This window comes from Paracoccus sp. SJTW-4, from assembly GCF_047716885.1.
Lineage (GTDB): Bacteria > Pseudomonadota > Alphaproteobacteria > Rhodobacterales > Rhodobacteraceae > Paracoccus > Paracoccus solventivorans.
In genome coordinates this window covers 1,602,972-1,618,237 of the sequence record NZ_CP136681.1, presented here as the reverse complement: position 1 = coordinate 1,618,237, position 15,266 = coordinate 1,602,972, and the positions used below count along the sequence as shown (strand labels likewise).

Annotated in this window: 14 protein-coding genes and 1 pseudogene; 7 read left to right on the top strand and 8 right to left on the bottom strand. The window is 67.0% G+C overall.

The features are described from left to right. Positions 1-67 precede the first annotated feature (67 nt). The 3 genes from proX (at position 68) to RSP45_RS07980 (ending at position 2,993) form a co-directional block, all read left to right on the top strand. Entirely contained in the window at positions 68-1,096 is a 1,029-nt protein-coding gene (proX, locus tag RSP45_RS07990) for a glycine betaine/L-proline ABC transporter substrate-binding protein ProX (protein ID WP_415393923.1), read from the top strand. 197 nt (positions 1,097-1,293) lie between these two features. After that, positions 1,294-1,857, top strand: a complete 564-nt coding sequence (locus RSP45_RS07985) for a phosphonate metabolism protein/1,5-bisphosphokinase (PRPP-forming) PhnN (protein WP_415393922.1) — start codon at positions 1,294-1,296, stop codon at positions 1,855-1,857. Next, entirely contained in the window at positions 1,854-2,993 is a 1,140-nt protein-coding gene (locus tag RSP45_RS07980) for an alpha-D-ribose 1-methylphosphonate 5-triphosphate diphosphatase (RefSeq protein WP_415393921.1), read from the top strand. Before RSP45_RS07985 ends, RSP45_RS07980 begins: the two co-directional genes overlap by 4 nt. A 265-nt stretch (positions 2,994-3,258) precedes the next feature. Here RSP45_RS07980 and RSP45_RS07975 read toward each other — a convergent pair whose 3' ends face one another. Both RSP45_RS07975 and RSP45_RS07970 read right to left on the bottom strand, forming a co-directional pair. Then, positions 3,259-4,767 (bottom strand): catalase, encoded by a 1,509-nt coding sequence (locus tag RSP45_RS07975; protein ID WP_415393920.1) that lies wholly within the window; start codon positions 4,765-4,767, stop codon positions 3,259-3,261. Between the two features lie 36 nt (positions 4,768-4,803). Next, entirely contained in the window at positions 4,804-5,382 is a 579-nt protein-coding gene (locus RSP45_RS07970; protein ID WP_415393919.1) for a TetR/AcrR family transcriptional regulator, read from the bottom strand. 223 nt (positions 5,383-5,605) lie between these two features. On the opposite strand from RSP45_RS07970, the gene RSP45_RS07965 reads away from it, so the two are divergent. Further along, entirely contained in the window at positions 5,606-6,307 is a 702-nt protein-coding gene (locus RSP45_RS07965; RefSeq protein WP_415393918.1) for a FadR/GntR family transcriptional regulator, read from the top strand. Positions 6,308-6,333: 26 nt separating this feature from the next. On the opposite strand, the gene RSP45_RS07960 is transcribed toward RSP45_RS07965, so the two are convergent. Next, a complete protein-coding gene (locus RSP45_RS07960) occupies positions 6,334-6,693 on the bottom strand; it encodes a hypothetical protein (RefSeq protein ID WP_415393917.1) in 360 nt (119 codons plus the stop codon). Between the two features lie 194 nt (positions 6,694-6,887). Between RSP45_RS07960 and RSP45_RS07955 the strand changes: the two genes are divergently transcribed. Further along, a complete protein-coding gene (locus RSP45_RS07955) occupies positions 6,888-7,757 on the top strand; it encodes a glycosyltransferase (RefSeq protein WP_415393916.1) in 870 nt (289 codons plus the stop codon). A gap of 276 nt (positions 7,758-8,033) precedes the next feature. Here the strand turns inward: RSP45_RS07955 and RSP45_RS07950 are convergent, their stop codons facing one another. From RSP45_RS07950 to RSP45_RS07930, 5 genes and pseudogenes are all read right to left on the bottom strand, one after another. After that, positions 8,034-9,833: a glycosyltransferase family 2 protein gene (locus RSP45_RS07950; protein ID WP_415393915.1), complete on the bottom strand. Its 1,800-nt coding sequence runs from the start codon at positions 9,831-9,833 to the stop codon at positions 8,034-8,036. A 65-nt stretch (positions 9,834-9,898) separates the two neighbouring features. Then, positions 9,899-10,711: a glycosyltransferase family 2 protein gene (locus RSP45_RS07945; RefSeq protein ID WP_415393914.1), complete on the bottom strand. Its 813-nt coding sequence runs from the start codon at positions 10,709-10,711 to the stop codon at positions 9,899-9,901. A 171-nt stretch (positions 10,712-10,882) separates the two neighbouring features. Then, positions 10,883-11,701, bottom strand: a complete 819-nt coding sequence (locus tag RSP45_RS07940) for a hypothetical protein (protein ID WP_415393913.1) — start codon at positions 11,699-11,701, stop codon at positions 10,883-10,885. A gap of 95 nt (positions 11,702-11,796) precedes the next feature. After that, positions 11,797-12,591, bottom strand: a complete 795-nt coding sequence (locus RSP45_RS07935; protein ID WP_415393912.1) for a glycosyltransferase family 2 protein — start codon at positions 12,589-12,591, stop codon at positions 11,797-11,799. A 106-nt stretch (positions 12,592-12,697) separates the two neighbouring features. Next, a pseudogene (locus RSP45_RS07930) lies at positions 12,698-12,829 on the bottom strand (glycosyltransferase family 2 protein); the annotation flags it as partial. Between the two features lie 132 nt (positions 12,830-12,961). Between RSP45_RS07930 and RSP45_RS07925 the strand changes: the two are divergent. Together RSP45_RS07925 and RSP45_RS07920 are read left to right on the top strand one after the other, a co-directional pair. Next, the gene (locus RSP45_RS07925; RefSeq protein WP_415393911.1) at positions 12,962-14,128 is read left to right on the top strand and encodes a nucleotide sugar dehydrogenase; all 1,167 of its coding nucleotides are present in this window, start codon (positions 12,962-12,964) and stop codon (positions 14,126-14,128) included. Further along, a complete protein-coding gene (locus RSP45_RS07920; RefSeq protein WP_415393910.1) occupies positions 14,128-15,135 on the top strand; it encodes an NAD-dependent epimerase/dehydratase family protein in 1,008 nt (335 codons plus the stop codon). Before RSP45_RS07925 ends, RSP45_RS07920 begins: the two co-directional genes overlap by 1 nt. Positions 15,136-15,266: the final 131 nt, after the last annotated feature.

Sequence of the window (15,266 nt, the reverse complement as noted above, 5' to 3'; positions counted from 1 at the left end):
CGGACCTCGTGCCCCCCGGACGGGCCCGTCCATCTGGAGACTGCAAAATCAAGGAAGACTCGAACCCATGTTCCGTCTTGCAAAGGCTCTGCCCGCTCTCGGTGCTGTGACGCTGGCGCTGGCCATTGCCGCCCCCGTCACCGCGCAGGACCGCCCCGGCGAGGGCGTCCAGATCACCATGGCCCAGCCCAACTGGGACACCGGCTGGTTCCAGACCGCCATCTACAGCCAGATGCTGGAAGAACTTGGTTATGACGTGTCCGAGCCGATGACGCTGGATAACGCGGCGTTCTTTCAGGCGGTGGCGCTTGGGGACGTCACGATGTGGATCGACGGCTGGTTCCCGCAGCACAATGCCTATCGCGACACTTTCGAAAGCGGGGCCGAGATCGTCGGCGCCGTCGCGCGGGGCGGTGCGTTGCAGGGCTATATGGTCGACAAGGCCTCGGCGGACAGGTTCGACATCAAGACGCTGGACGATTTCAAGCGCGACGAAGTCAAGGCGGCGTTCGATCGCGATGGCGACGGCAAGGCCGATCTGGTCAGCTGTCCCGTTGGCTGGGCCTGCGAAGAGATTATCCAGCACCATCTGGAGGCTTATGGGCTGGTCGACCATGTGAACAAGACCACCGCCAATTACGCGGCGGCAATGGCCGATGCGGTGGCGGCCCATGAAAACGGCGAGCCGATCCTGTTCTACGCATGGACTCCGAACTGGACCGCCGACGAACTGAAGCCGGGCGTTGATGCGGTGTGGATCGAGGTGCCGTTCATCTCGCTGTTCGGAAGTGACAAGGGGCTCGAGGAGTCCGCCGTCTGGCCCGGGGTCGAGGGCTGCGTGGCCGACCCGTGTCGACTGGGCTATATCGCCAACGACATCGTGCCGGTGGTGAACAGCGAGTTCCTGGCCGAAAACCCGGCCGTGCGGGCGCTGTTCGAGGCCGCCTCGGTGCCGCTGTCGGATGTGTTCGCGCAGAACGCGCGGATGAAGGATGGCGATAGCGATATCGCGGGCCACGCGGCCCAATGGATCGCCGAGCACCGCGAGCAGGTGGACGGCTGGCTGGCCACCGCCCGCGAAGCCGCCGCCGACTGATCCGGCGGCCGCCGCGCCGCCAGCACCTGCTGCCGTGCGCGGGAAAGGGACTGCTGCGCGCCCGACCCTTTGGGATGGGCGCGCAGATTTGCGTTCCGGCCGGCGCTTCGGACTCGCAGCTCCCCGGGGCGTGCCGCTGGACCCGCGGGCGCGGGTGTTCTAGCTGGGCCTTGGCGTCGTTGCGGCAGCGAGGGGACATGATCTTCACCATCGTCGGTCCTTCCGGGGCCGGAAAGGACACGCTGATTGCCCATGCACGGCGGCTGCGCCCGGGGCTGCGTTTCGTCCGCCGCGTCATCACCAAGCCGGCCGGCACCTCGGGCGAGGATTTCGAAAGCGTCACCCCGCAGGAGTTCAGCCGCCGCAAGGCGGCCGGAGAGTTCGCGCTGGACTGGCGGGCCTATGGCGTGGATTACGGCATCCCCCGCGCGCAAGTGCAGGATCTCGACGGCGACGTGATCTTCAACGGCAGCCGCGCGGCGCTACCCCGCGCGCTGCTGGTGTTTCCGGGGCTGCGAGTGATCCTGGTCACCGCTCCGCCCGAGCAGCTGGCCGCGCGCCTGTCCGCCCGCGGCCGCGAGCCCGCCTCCGAAATCGCGCAACGGCTGCTGCGGGCCGGCCATGGGTTGCCCCCGGGGGTGGAACCCTTGACCGTGATGAACGATTCGACCCCCGACGAGGGCGCGCGGCGGCTGCTGGCCGCGCTGGATCAGGGCCGCGCGCCGCGGCCGCACACCGGGATACAGGACGGCGGACGATGACCGAGACCATTCTTGCCAATGCCACGCTGGTGCTGCCGACCGAGGTCCTGCGCGGACAGATCCGGCTGCAGGGCGGGATCGTCGCCGACATCGCGGCGGGGGCGCAGCTGCCCGCGGGCGCCATCGACTGCGGCGGCGATCTGGTGCTGCCGGGGCTGATCGAGCTGCACACCGACAATCTGGAACGCCACCTGCAGCCGCGCCCGCGCGCCTATTGGCCGCATCAGGCCGCGATCATCGCCCATGACGCGGAACTGGCCGCGATGGGGATCACCACGGTGTTCGACGCGCTGCGGGTCGGGTCGATCGTGTCGGACCCCGAGGCGAATTACGGGGAATACGCGCGCGAGCTTGCCTCCGAGATCATGGGGCTGCGGGCGCAGGGGGCGCTGCGGATCAGCCATTTCCTGCATCTGCGCGCCGAGATCTGTTCGGAAACCCTGGTCGACGAGATGGCGCGTTTCGGTCCCGAGGACCGGGTCGGCATCGTCAGCCTGATGGACCACACGCCCGGAGAGCGGCAGTTCCGCGACCTGTCCAAGCTGCGCGACTATTACACCGGCCGCTTCGCGATGACCGACGCGATGTTCGAGACCCATGTCGCGCAGATGACCGCGCTGCGCGACCGGCTGGGCGAGCGACACGAACGGACCGCCGTGGCCGAGGCCCGCCGCTATGGGGCGACGCTTGCCAGCCACGACGACACCACCGCCGCGCAGGTGGCGGTCAGCGCCGCCCATGGCGTGCATTTCGCCGAGTTCCCTACCACCGAGGAAGCCGCCCGCGCCTGCCGCGACCACGGCATCCTGGTGATGATGGGGGCGCCCAACCTGGTGCGCGGCGGCTCGCACAGCGGCAATGTCGCGGCCGCGGCGCTGGCGGACGACGGGCTGCTGGACATCCTATCCTCGGACTACGTGCCCTCGTCGCTGCTGACCGGGGCGCTGATGCTGGGCGACCAGTGGGGCGATCTGGCCCGCGGCGTGGCGACCGTGACGCAGGCGCCGGCGCGGGCGACCGGGCTTGCCGACCGCGGGCGGCTGCAGGTTGGCGCGCGGGCCGACGTGATCCGCGTCGCGCGCATCGGCGCGGCGGCGGCGGTGCGCGGCACCTGGGTGCAGGGGCGGCGGGTCTGATGGCTGCCTGACGCGCAGACGGCCGCGCAGGGGACTGCGCGGCCGCTGCCGGGTAAACGATGCCTCGTTAAAATGCGCGGGCGGCTGAGAACCGCGCCGCTGGACCGGGGGCCAGCCCCCGGACCCCCGGGATATTTGGGCACCAAAGACGGGGTGCCCGTGTCGCGGGGGATGGGGATCAGGCCGCGCAAGCCGGTTGCGCGGTCTGGGAGTTTCGTATGGGGCCGAGCGGGAAGGTCCGGGCGGACCTTCCCGGTATCTGCGATCAGCCCTCGCCCATGCCCTGTGCGGGTTCCGAGGCGCTGCCGGTGCGGATTTTTTCCTCGATCCGGCGGCCGACATCGGCGTCGATGCTCTTCCAGTAGTCGAGGGCGCGGCCCAGCACCGGCTCGCGCACCCCGCCCAGCAGGCTGCCGGCGACCTGATCGACCAACGCCTGACGCTGCGCCTCGTCCATCACCTCGCGCACCAGCGTGCCGGGCTGGCTGAAATCGTCGTCGTCGGCGCGCAGCCGATAGGCCTGGCGCACCATGTCGCCGTCGGTTTCCCAGCCGTCCTCGACCGGGCCGGTGTCGTCCGCCCACGGCCGGCCGCCGCTGTTGGGGGCATGGACCGGGGCCGCGCCGGTGTGGTGATAGTTCATCGGGCCGTCGATCATGTAGGTGTTCACCGGCACCTTGGGCTGGTTCACCGGCAGCTGGTGGAAGTTCGCGCCGATGCGGTTGCGCTGCGCGTCGTTATAGGCGAACGCCCGGCCCAGCAGCATCTTGTCCGGCGACAGCCCGATCCCCGGCACCACGTTCCCGGGCGAGAACGCCGCCTGCTCGATCTGGGCGAAGAAGTTTTCCGGGTTGCGGTTCAGCGTCATCACGCCCACCCGGATCAGCGGATAATCCGCGTGCGGCCAGGTCTTGGTCAGGTCGAACGGGTTGATGCGATAGGTCTTGGCCTCTTCATAGGGCATGACCTGCACCGACAGCACCCATTTCGGATGGTCGCCGCGGGCGATCGCCTCGAACAGGTCGCGGCGATGGGCGTCGGCATCGGCGCCGGCCATGTTCGCGGCCTCGTCGTTGCTGTAGAACGCCATCCCCTGCTGGGTGTGGAAGTGGTATTTCACCCAGAACCGCTCTCCGGCCGCGTTGATCCACATATAGGTGTGCGAGCCATAGCCGTTCATGTTGCGCCAGCTGCGCGGCAGGCCGCGCTGGCCCATCAGATAGGTGACCTGATGCGCGGATTCCGGGTTCGAGGTCCAGAAATCCCACTGCATGTGGTTGTCGCGCAGGCCGCTGTCGGGCAGGCGCTTCTGGCTGCGGATGAAATGCGGGAACTTCATCGGGTCGCGCACGAAGAAGATGGGGGTGTTGTTCCCGACCAGGTCGTAGTTGCCCTCGGTGGTGTAGAACTTGAGGCTGAAGCCGCGCACGTCGCGCCAGGTGTCGGGGCTGCCCTGCTCGCCGGCGACGGTCGAGAACCGGGCCAGCATCTCGGTCCTGGCGCCCTGCTGGAACAGCGCCGCCTTGGTATAGCGCGACACGTCCTCGGTGGTCTCGAACTCGCCGAAGGCGCCGCCGCCCTTGGCGTGGGGCTGGCGCTCGATCACCTTCTCGCGGTTGAAATGCGCCATCTGTTCCAGGAAATGCACATCGTGCAGCAGGATCGGCCCGTCGGAGCCGATGGTCAGCGAGTTGCGGTCGCTGGGCGCGGGCGCGCCGGTGGTCATGGTCGAGCGTCCCATGGCGGAATAGTCGGGGCGGTTCCTGTCGGTCATGTTGTTTTCTCCGTTGATTTCGGTTGATCTCGTCGCTCAGCCCAGCGTGTCCAGCGCCACCGCTGCCGCGGCCTCCATCCGTTCGACGCTGCGGGTGCGGGCCATGATCTGCAGCCCGTGGTGCAGCGTGTTGAGAAACCGGGCGTGGCGGTCGGCATCCAGCGCCGGCGTGATCGAGCCGTCGGCCTGGCCGCGGCGGATCGCCTCGGCAAAGACGGCCTCCATCGCGTCGATGTCGCGGGCCACGACGCGCTGGACCTCGGCGTCGTGGGTCTCCATCTGCGCGGCCTCGTTGCAGCTGAGACAACCGAACGGGTGGTCCGCTTGCCGGGCCTGTTCGACGGTCAGCGCAAAGAACGCCGCGATCGCATCGCGGCCGGTCGCGCGGCTTTGCAGCAGTTCCTGCATCATCTGCGTCCGTTGGTCGCAGTAGCGGGACAATGCGGCCAGAAACAGGTCGCGCTTGCTGCCGAAGGTCTCGTACAGGCTGCTCTTGCTCAGCCCGGTCGCCGCCAGCAGATCGGCCATGGTGGTGGCGTCATAGCCCTTGGCCCAGAACACCCGCGTGGCCTGCACCAGCGCATCCTGCGTATCGAATTCCCTGGGCCGTCCCATGTGCTTCCCCCGTTTCCGGCATGTGTGTAGCAGTTATGGACTGCGCAGTCCAGAACGATGTCGCCGGTCCGACCGGTGGGGAACCGCCGGTCGCGGGCGACAATGTGGCGGATTTGGACCAATATGTCTGGAAGGGCGAATCGAAGTGTTCCGCATCGACCCGAACACTGATAACAGTGCGATAATGAAACTGTCGTCATTTGAAATCAGTGGTCTACACGTAATGTCCCGCAGAAGCCTTGCAGATGCCGTATTCGACCGCCTGGAAGTCGCCATCAAGCCCGGCGCCTATCAGGACGACGACAGGCTGCCGTCCGAACATGAGATGGCGGCCGAATTCGACGTGTCCCGCCCCGTGGTGCGCGAGGCGCTGCGGCGGCTGCGCGAAAAGGGGCTGATCTATTCGCGGCAGGGGGCGGGCAGTTTCGTGCGCACGCGCGGGGTGCGCAGCCCGCTGGGCTTCGCGCCGCTGGAAAACGTCGCGGATCTGATGGATTTCTACGAGTTCCGCCTGACGATCGAGCCTGCGGCGGCCGCGCTTGCGGCCGAGCGCCACGACCTTGCGCTGCTGGACGGGATCGCCTCGGCGATGGGGATCATGCGCTATGCCGCCTCGCGCCAGGCGCATCGCGAGGATGCGGATTTCCAGTTCCACATGGCGGTCGCGGCGGCCTCGGGGAACGGCTATTTCTCGACCGCGGTCGCGGCGCTGCGCGAGCATATCGCCGCCGGGGTCCGGTTCCACAACAGCTCGCCCCGGCGCGAGGTCGAGGACACCGGCCGCGACATGGAAGAGCACGAGCAGATCTTCCAGGCGATTCGCGACCGCGAGCCCGAGCGTGCGCGCGAGGCGATGCAGGCCCATCTGCTGAGCCTGCGCGACCGCATGTTCGAGCGCCGCCGCAGCGACCTGCACACGGTATGAGGGGCCGCCCGGACCGCCGGACCGGCTCAGCCGTCCTGTTCAATCCCCTGCGCCGACAGGGCGCAATGGACTGCCGGGACGGCATCGGGCGCCGGATCGCAGCTGTCGTCGGCCGCCAGCGGCTCGATGATCGCGCCGGTTTCCGGCAGGGTCACCCGCCAGCGGTGGATGTGCGATCCGCTTTGCGCGCTGTGGCTGTAGGGGGTGAAGTTCAGCACGGTCTCGGCGCAGCGGGCCTCGATCACCTGCAGCCCGGCGCCTTCCAGCACCTGGGTGACCACATCGGCCTTGGCCAGGCATTCCTCGGCATCTTCTGCCGAGGTCAGCGCCAGGTGCGTGCCGCCCCCCTGCGCCAGGGTCAGGACCACGAGAACCGGTTTGAGCATCTGCCTCTCCTGTGCATCCGGGTTGGCGGCAAGCATAGCGCCGCCGGTCGGGAAAGCCGATGGGCGGCGCGCGCGGTTGCGCGATTCCCCGCAGCGGCGCCGGGCGACAGTTCGTCGCGGCCCATGGCGCCGGTCCGGGCGGCGGGCGCAAGGATCAGGCCCCGGGCACGGCGGCCCGGACAGCGGAGCGGCAGATGACAGAGCAAGCCCAGCCTCAACCGCCCGCCGAGGGGCTCGCCGCCGTTCCCCTGCACCGGATCCCGGTGGTGATCGTGACCCGGTTTTCGTTCTTCGGGAAATCCGGCTGGAAAAGCGATGCCTCGCGCGACCGGGCGCTGCTGTTCCAGCCAGAGCGGCTGCAACACCGCCTGCGGCTGTTTTCGCAGATCACCCTGCCGTCGCTGGCCGCGCAGACAAGGCAGGATTTCCACCACTTCATCCTGACCAGCCGCGACCTGCCCGAACCCACTGCTGCCGCGCTGGCCGAGGCCTGCGCCCGCAGCCATGGCGACGCCGGGCGCTATTCCATCGTGGCCGCGCGCCCGATGCCCGCCCGCGCGGCGCTGCGCCGCTTTCTCGACCGGCGCTACCCCGGGCAGGTCGTGGCGCAGGTGGCGCTGGATGACGACGACGGGCTGGCCGCCGATTTCGTCGAGGATCTGAGGCGGCAATTCAGGCTGATCGAGGAAGAGACCCCCGACATCAGCCAGAAACTGCCGCATTTCGTGTCCTATTCCCGCGGCTTCGGCCTGATGCTGCGCGACGCAGCCGAGGGCGCCCCGACACTGTTTCGCATCCGCTACCCCTATATCAACCTGGGCCTGACCATGATCGCCGGGGACCATGCCAAGAACATCCTGGCGATCCAGCACAAGAAGGCCCCCCGCAGATTCGGCGCGCGACTGATCGGCGACACCCCGATGTACGTGCGCGGTATCCACGACTTCAACGATTCCCGGGTCGAGCAGTCCGAGCGCTGGGTGCCACAGGAGGGCGATGACCAACTGAAGGCGCGATTCCCGTTCCTGTTTGCGGCCGATGGCGTCGCTGGTTGGGCGAGGTGAGTGTGACTGCATCGCCAATGAATCTCGGCAATGACCTGGGGATTTGCTTCTGTCTCAGCTTGGCACGCGCCAGTTTCACGTAGGTCGGGCTTTTCCACCATCGCCTGCACTCTGCATCACGGGCCTGACACCTCGCCAGCCGATCTGGCCCTCGCGTCGTTAGCGGTGCTGGCTCCGTTATAAGAAGCAGTTAAAGCCAACTGAACTTCACCAGTTTCTCCGAGGCGGTGTCTCCGCCTGCTGGCGGATGAACGCCTGGTCTGGAACCGACAAACTTCATCGTGACGATGTCTCTGCGGACCCGCGCAGAAACACCAGCGACCCGCTGTCCGCGGCCGCGGGGCTTTCGGCAAAGCCGAGTTGCGCCAGCGCGGTGGCGTAATCGATACGGAGCGCCTCGGCATCCGCTTCTGCGTCCAACGGGATGACCAGGCGGCGCAGCGTGTCCAGCGGCATGGCGGCCAGGGTGGCAGGGCCGATCGCGTGGGGGCGCGACAGGCGCAGCGTGTCGGGGCGGAAGTCGTTCAGGCAGGCGGCGAGGCCGCGGGCCTCGTCGGGGCCGTCGGCACCCAGCCGCAGCGGGCCACCGACCACCCGCAGCCGCGAGTTGTCGCCCATCCGGTTGCGGCGGTGGACCAGCTTGGCCGCATCGGCCAGACCGGGGCGGTCGTCCTGCAGCATCACCACCAGCCGCGGGTTCGCGCGCAGCGCCTTCATCGCCACCAGCCCAACGCCTCCGCCGACATCCAGCAGCCGTACCGCATCGCCCAGCGTCGCCGCGATGTTGCGGGCGTGGCGGCGGTCGAACTTGCCGGCGCGGACCGCGGCCAGCGCGGTTTCGGAAAACATCCCGGGATCCGCGGGCAGCTCGATCTCCTGATTGCGCACCCATTCGGTGTCCGCTCCCTCTGACAGGCTGACAACCGGTGGATAGGGGTCAAGCGGGGCAGGCGCCTCGGGCGCAGGGCGGCCCTCGGCCCGCTCGCCCGAGACGCGGATCATCAGCTCGGCGATGCGGGTGGGGTCGCGCAGCTTCGGCGGCTTGGCCTCGACATTGGCGATCGGCACCTGGCCGGCGGCGACCAGGCTGTCGCGCAAGCTGCGATAGGCCTCGGTTTCGCGGAAACCGGCCAGCCGCGCCTCGGCGCGGGCCAGCGCCTCTTCGTGCAGCCTTGCCAGAACCGGGTCGCGCAGCAACTCGCCCATGATCTCGGCCCGGCGGGGGGCATGGCGCAGGATGCGGGTGTCCGCGACCTCGTTGCGGTCCTGCAGCGCCCAGTAATCGGCGTTGTACTTGTCAGTCTTGTTGTTCACGTTGCCGCGGAACTTGCGCAGCGCGTAGGACTCGACCGACTTGACCGCGTAGTGGTTCATCTGCGCCCAGTCATAGCCGATCGAGCGCCGGATCGAGCGCCAGCCGTGAAAGCGGAAGTAATCCGGCATCTCCCGCCCCGAGCCGTTCAGCCAGCGCACGCTGTCGGCAAAGCCGCTTTCCAGATGCTTGTTGCGGATCGAGGGCCGGTGGATGCCCAGCTTCCAGTATTCCGGGTCGAACCTGAACAGTGTCTTGACGCCCCAGCCCTTGTTCCAGTCGGGCGGCGCCGCGCGGGTGTATTGTTCCGTCACCGGCGCGCGCGACCAGTCCACCAGCCCGTTCGAGCCGAAGATGCGCCAGGTGATGACGATACCGTTCGCGCCGCGCGCCACCGCGTCGTCCAGCATACCGTCCACGGTCCCCGAGGGGTGGTTGACCGACAGGAACTCATCGGCGTCGAACACCAGCACCCAGTCGGCACCCTGCACCAGCGGCTCTTCCTGCGCGTGGCTCAGCGCCGAGGGCTGCGGCTTGACGCCCGGGGCGATCACGTTGGGGCGATGGTGGCCCAGCCCCAGTTCCTCCAGCCGCTGCAGCATCTCGACCGTGCCGTCGCTGCAATCGTTGGTATAGACGAGGATGTCGGTGAAGCCGACGGCAAGATGATGGGCGAACCATTCCAGCAGGAACGGCGCCTCGTCCTTCATCATCGACACGGCCATGACGGTGCCGTGCGGGCTGATGGGTTTCTTGAGGTTCACGGCGTGGCTCCGTACAGGAAGCGGGAACTTTTCACTTTCGGGCTGATGGATGCCCGTATTGCTCGTTATTTCCGGGAACGAACTTCGATCTGGAGCGCGCGCCGGATATCGGGATGGTCGGGATCGACACCTAAATCCTTCAGTCGATGTACGCGCGCGCGGCGAATATCCTCCGTCGACGCAGGGTGGAGTTCATATATCTTGAGGTAGTTATTTGCGCGAGCCTTGCGCTCTCCGACATTTCTGGATGTCGGTCCAGAGGGCTGGATATGCCAGTTTGCCGATGCAATCGGTACATGTTGGAATTCTGCCCGCTTTCGCAGTTTTAGCAGAAATTCCCAATCCTCGCTCATTGTGAGGTTGTGATCGAATTGCAGGTCGCGGATAATCTTGCGAGGCGCAAAAAATGCGTGAACCGGGATGAAATTGCGCACCTCGAGTTCTGCAAGCGGTTTCCGGGCAGTGCTTTTTTCCTTGGTGCGAATGGTGGAAATCAACCCATCGGGGCCGGTTTCTTCAAAGATTTTGCGATAATCGGTGAAGTGGACCACGTGGTCGGTCAGCCTGTCCAGTAGCCCGGATATATTGGCAGCGTCGAGCGTATCGTCATCGTCGAGGAATGAAATATGGCGACCGGATGCAAATTGCAGGCCCGCGTTGCGCGTGTCTGCTGGTCCACGATGGCCCGGAAGGGACAGGAACAGATCGGTATTGCGCAGATGCTCAAGGGCGACACGACGAGTTTCATCGCTGCCTTCGTCGGCACAAAGAACGATCTGGATTCCTTCGCCCAGCGCCTTTACCGATTCCAGGGCGCGCCGCAGAAGCCTGGGCCGGTGATGAGTCGTGACGACGACTGACAGGCGGGGCGTTTCCACTTGGCATCCTCTGGATTTTTCCTGGATAACAAATCGGCGGGGAATAGCCTTGGGCGGCAAGACCGATAAGCCACATTTCATTATGGTTGCGGTCTGGCTTGGCGCCGCGCCGGATTGTCGAAGTAGGAATAATGGCTTCGCTTGAGCGTGCGCCTCGTCACCCGGCCATGCTCATCCCTCCAGCGCCGCGCCCGGCTCGATCCCCACCTGCCCGCACATCCGCGCGACGTAGGAGTTCGGCAGCGGCGGGTTCTTGCGCCACCAGGGCTTGGTGCCGTTGGTGTAGAGATGGACGGAAACGGTGCCGTCGGTGAAATGTCCCTCGACCCGGCCGTGGGGGTCGAAGAACACGTCGTTCAGCTGGAAGGGCACCGGGTAGAGCACGTCCGGGGTCATGGCGCGGTCGATGTCGCCGGTCTGCTGCGCGAACCAGGTGAACGCCTGCGGGCCAAAGGCGGTGCGCTCGGTCTTGTAGATGGCGGCGGCGTGGGACAGCCCGCCCTTTTCGGTCAGCTTGTCCATCTGCTTGCGCTGCTTCTTGCCCCACCAGGCCGGGTAGTCGGGCAGGTTGTCGTAGTAATCGAGCAGCCGGTCCATCAGCTCGCATTCGCGCGGCAGCCCGACGACGCCGCAGTTCAGCGCCCCGCGCATCCCGTGGCCGGCGAAGACGTAATCCCATTCCTCGGGGAACGGCCGGTGGCAAAAGGCGTCGCAGTCGATCCACAGCGCCCCGGTCTGCCGGATCATCTTGTAGCGGAACACGTTCGACAGGAACGAGGCCGAGGTCTCCTCGACCAGCGCCATGTCCAGATCCATGATCTCGGACGCGGGGCGGATCTCGACGCCCTCGGGGGCGTTGTCCACCGCGTCGGTGCAGTAAAGCGTGACGGGATGGCCGTGCAGCAGATGCGATTTCAGGCACAGCTGATTGAGGTAATGCAGCCGGTCGCCGATCCACAGCGAGGCAACGGGGCGGCGGTTCAGGCTCATCGGGCAACCTTCCAGGCACAGGAATGGCTGTTTCTACCGCGTGAGTTTCATATGTTCCAGCGGGTTGAGCGAAAATGATCGCACGTCGCGCCGGCTCAGCGCCCGGAGGCTGCGCCGCGGTCCGCGGCCGACTGTTCTGCCTGCACCCGGGCGCGCAGCCGCAACAGCTGCCGTTGCAGTTCCATCGGCAGCACCGGGGTCGAGGGCGCCTGCGCCAGCCGCGTGAACAGCAGCGAGCGGTGCTCGTCCAGCAGCGCCTCGGCAATGCGGGCGCGGCGCCAGGCGATGCCGGCTTCGTGCAGCCGCGCCAGCTTTGGGTCGGCCAGGAACTCCGCCACCCCCTGCCGCACCGCGCCCAGATGCCGCAGGATGCGGCGGTCCTCGGTGCAGGCGAAATTGCGCTCGATCCAATAGCCGAGGTCGATGGATTCGTCCTCGCGGTTGGGGGTGGCGCGCATGGTCTTGACCAGAAAGCTTTCGGCCGAACCCAGCGCATAGTGGTTGATCTGCGCCAGCCCGTATTTTGCCCCCTCGGAGACCATGAAGCTGCTGGAGGCGCGGAAGGGTTGGCCGTTCCCGTCCACCCACACACCGGCGGGCGGGCCGCCGCCCTGCGCGCGCGGGCGGTGGACGCCGAATCTTGCGTGGTGGGGGGCGTTGCGGAACAGGCTCTTGTACTGGCTGGCGCGCAGCGGCCACAGCAGTGCCTGGGGGCCGCAGCGGGTGAACTGCTCGATCACCAGCCCCGGCTGGAACCGCAGCTGGCCGCCGCTGCCGAACATCCGCCACGGCACCGCAAACCCGTCCGCCTGCGGCGCGGCCGCGAACAGATCGTCCAGCCGCCCGGCGCCCGGGTGAATCAGCAGGAATTCGTCCACGTCGGCCACCATGATCCAATCGGCCCGCTGCGCCAGCGGATGCGCGCGCCCGGGTCAGCGCCTGCCATTGCACGGCCTTTTGCCCCTGCCGCGGGTTGGGCAGGTGGGTGATCACCCCCAGTTCCGCCAGCCCGTCCAGCATCGCATCGGTGCCGTCGGCGCAGTCGTTGGAAAAGATCAGGAAATCGGTGAAGCCGATGGCGCGGTGATAGGCGATCCATTCCAGCAGGAACGGCGCCTCGTCGCGCATGGTGGTGATCATCAGCCGCATCAGGGGGCCCCGCCTGCCTTGCATCGGGCAGACGCGCCCGGACGATAACCCGTAGAATACAGGGCCTGTTCTGGTAAGAGAACGGCTATCGCGAGTCGTGGAGTATGCAGGATGAAGATTGCGGTTGCCGGGCTGGGCTATGTCGGGCTGTCCCTTGCCGTGCTGCTGGCGCAGGCGGATAGCGTGCTGGCGCTGGATGTCAGCCCGGCGCGGGTCGATCTGGTCAACCAGCGCCGCTCGCCCATCGAGGACCCGGATATCGCCGCGTTCCTGGCCGGGCGCAGGCTGGACCTGACCGCGACGCTGGACCCGGTGCAGGCGTTCTCGGGCGCCGAATATGTCATCGTGGCCACGCCCACCAACTACGACCCGCGCACCAACCGCTTCGACACCTCCAGCGTCGAGCTGGTGATCGCGCAGGTCCGCCGCATCGCACCGGACGCCACCATCGTGGTGAAATCCACCGTCCCGGTCGGTTTCACCCAGCGGATGCGCGACGAACACGGCTGGGACAACATCCTGTTTTCACCCGAGTTCCTGCGCGAGGGGCGGGCGCTGCACGACAACCTGCACCCCTCGCGCATCGTGGTCGGCGACACCACCCCGCAGGCGCGGCGCTTTGCCGATCTGCTGATCGCAGGCGCCCTGGACAAGGAGGTGCCGGTGCAGTTCACCGGCCCGACCGAGGCCGAGGCGATCAAGCTGTTTTCCAACACCTTCCTGGCGATGCGGGTGGCGTTCTTCAACGAGCTGGACAGTTTCGCGCTGAACAACGGGCTGGACGCCCGCCAGATCATCGAGGGCATGTGCCTCGACCCGCGGATCGGGGCGCATTACAACAACCCCAGCTTTGGCTATGGCGGCTATTGCCTGCCCAAGGACACCAAGCAGCTGCTGGCGAACTATGCCACCGTGCCGCAGAACCTGATCGCGGCGGTGGTGGAATCGAACCGCACCCGCAAGGACGTGATCGCCGAACAGATCGTCGCGCGGGCGCCCAGGACCGTCGGCGTCTACCGGCTGGTGATGAAAGCGGGGTCGGACAATTTCCGCGACAGCTCGGTGCAGGGGATCATGAAGCGGATCAAGGCCAAGGGCATCCCGGTGGTGGTGTACGAGCCGGTGCTGGACGAGCCGCATTTCTTCAACTCGCCGGTCATCTCCGACCTGGCCGAGTTCAAGACCCGCGCCGACCTGATCATCGCCAACCGCCTGACCGAGGATCTGGCCGATGTCGCCGACCGCGTGTTCACGCGTGACCTGTTCGGGAACGACTGATGCGCACCGCCCTTGTCACCGGCGCAGCCGGGTTCATCGGCTTCCACCTGTCGCGGCTGCTGCTGTCCGAGGGCTGGCGCGTGGTCGGGGTCGACAACCACAACGACTATTACGACCCCGCGCTGAAGGAAGCGCGCGAGGCGCTGCTGCTGACCGACCCCAACTATCGCGCAGTGCGCGGCGCGGTCGAGGAGCCCGGGTTGCTGATGGGGCTATTCGCCGAGGAACGCCCCGTGGCGGTGGTCCATCTGGCCGCGCAGGCCGGGGTCCGCTATTCGATCGAGAACCCCCGCGCCTATGTGCAGGCCAACCTGCTGGGCACGTTCGAGCTGCTGGAGGCCGCGCGCGCGCATCCGCCGCGGCACATGCTGCTGGCCTCGACCAGCAGCGTCTATGGCGCCAATACCGAGATGCCCTATCGCGAGACCGACAAGGCCGACAGCCAGATGTCGTTCTATGCCGCCACCAAGAAATCGAACGAGGCGATGGCGCATTCCTATGCACATCTGTTCGCGCTGCCGGTGACGATGTTCCGCTTTTTCACCGTCTACGGGCCGTGGGGGCGGCCCGACATGGCGCCCTATCTGTTCACCAGCGCGATTTTCGACGGACGCCCGATCAAGGTGTTCAACCACGGCGACATGCGGCGCGACTTCACCTTTGTCAGCGACCTGGTGCGTGCGATCCGGCTGCTGGTCGATGCGGTGCCGGGGACCGAGCGGGCAGGGGAGTTCGACAGCCTGTCCCCGGTGGCGCCCTTCCGCGTGGTCAATATCGGCAACGGCGCCCCGGTGCCGCTGCTAGATTTCATCGCCGCGATCGAGTCTGCCGCCGGCCGCAAGGCGCAGCGCCAGATGCTGCCCATGCAGCCGGGCGATGTCCCCGCCACCTGGGCCGACACCACCCTGCTGCGGGCGCTGTCGGGCTATGCGCCGCAGACTGCGGTGGACGACGGGGTCGCCGCCTATGTGGCGTGGTTCCGCGACTATTACGGGGTGGGCGCTTAGCCTGCGCGTCCGAAGCGGGGGTTTTCCACCCCTGCAGCCGCGACCTTCCTCGCTGAAAACAGTCCGCAGGACTGTTTTCCGGGCGCTCGGAAGCCCTAAGGATATTTCACAAGGAAGAACGAGACCAGGCC

What these genes read in the sequence shown, in the direction of transcription:
- proX (WP_415393923.1), top strand. Translation starts at nt 68, where the DNA reads ATGTTCCGTCTTGCAAAGGCTCTGCCCGCTCTCGGTGCTGTGACGCTG.
- RSP45_RS07985 (WP_415393922.1), top strand. Translation starts at nt 1,294, where the DNA reads ATGATCTTCACCATCGTCGGTCCTTCCGGGGCCGGAAAGGACACGCTG.
- RSP45_RS07980 (WP_415393921.1), top strand. Translation starts at nt 1,854, where the DNA reads ATGACCGAGACCATTCTTGCCAATGCCACGCTGGTGCTGCCGACCGAG.
- RSP45_RS07975 (WP_415393920.1), bottom strand. Translation starts at nt 4,767, where the DNA reads ATGACCGACAGGAACCGCCCCGACTATTCCGCCATGGGACGCTCGACC.
- RSP45_RS07970 (WP_415393919.1), bottom strand. Translation starts at nt 5,382, where the DNA reads ATGGGACGGCCCAGGGAATTCGATACGCAGGATGCGCTGGTGCAGGCC.
- RSP45_RS07965 (WP_415393918.1), top strand. Translation starts at nt 5,606, where the DNA reads ATGTCCCGCAGAAGCCTTGCAGATGCCGTATTCGACCGCCTGGAAGTC.
- RSP45_RS07960 (WP_415393917.1), bottom strand. Translation starts at nt 6,693, where the DNA reads ATGCTCAAACCGGTTCTCGTGGTCCTGACCCTGGCGCAGGGGGGCGGC.
- RSP45_RS07955 (WP_415393916.1), top strand. Translation starts at nt 6,888, where the DNA reads ATGACAGAGCAAGCCCAGCCTCAACCGCCCGCCGAGGGGCTCGCCGCC.
- RSP45_RS07940 (WP_415393913.1), bottom strand. Translation starts at nt 11,701, where the DNA reads ATGAGCCTGAACCGCCGCCCCGTTGCCTCGCTGTGGATCGGCGACCGG.
- RSP45_RS07935 (WP_415393912.1), bottom strand. Translation starts at nt 12,591, where the DNA reads ATGGTGGCCGACGTGGACGAATTCCTGCTGATTCACCCGGGCGCCGGG.
- RSP45_RS07925 (WP_415393911.1), top strand. Translation starts at nt 12,962, where the DNA reads ATGAAGATTGCGGTTGCCGGGCTGGGCTATGTCGGGCTGTCCCTTGCC.
- RSP45_RS07920 (WP_415393910.1), top strand. Translation starts at nt 14,128, where the DNA reads ATGCGCACCGCCCTTGTCACCGGCGCAGCCGGGTTCATCGGCTTCCAC.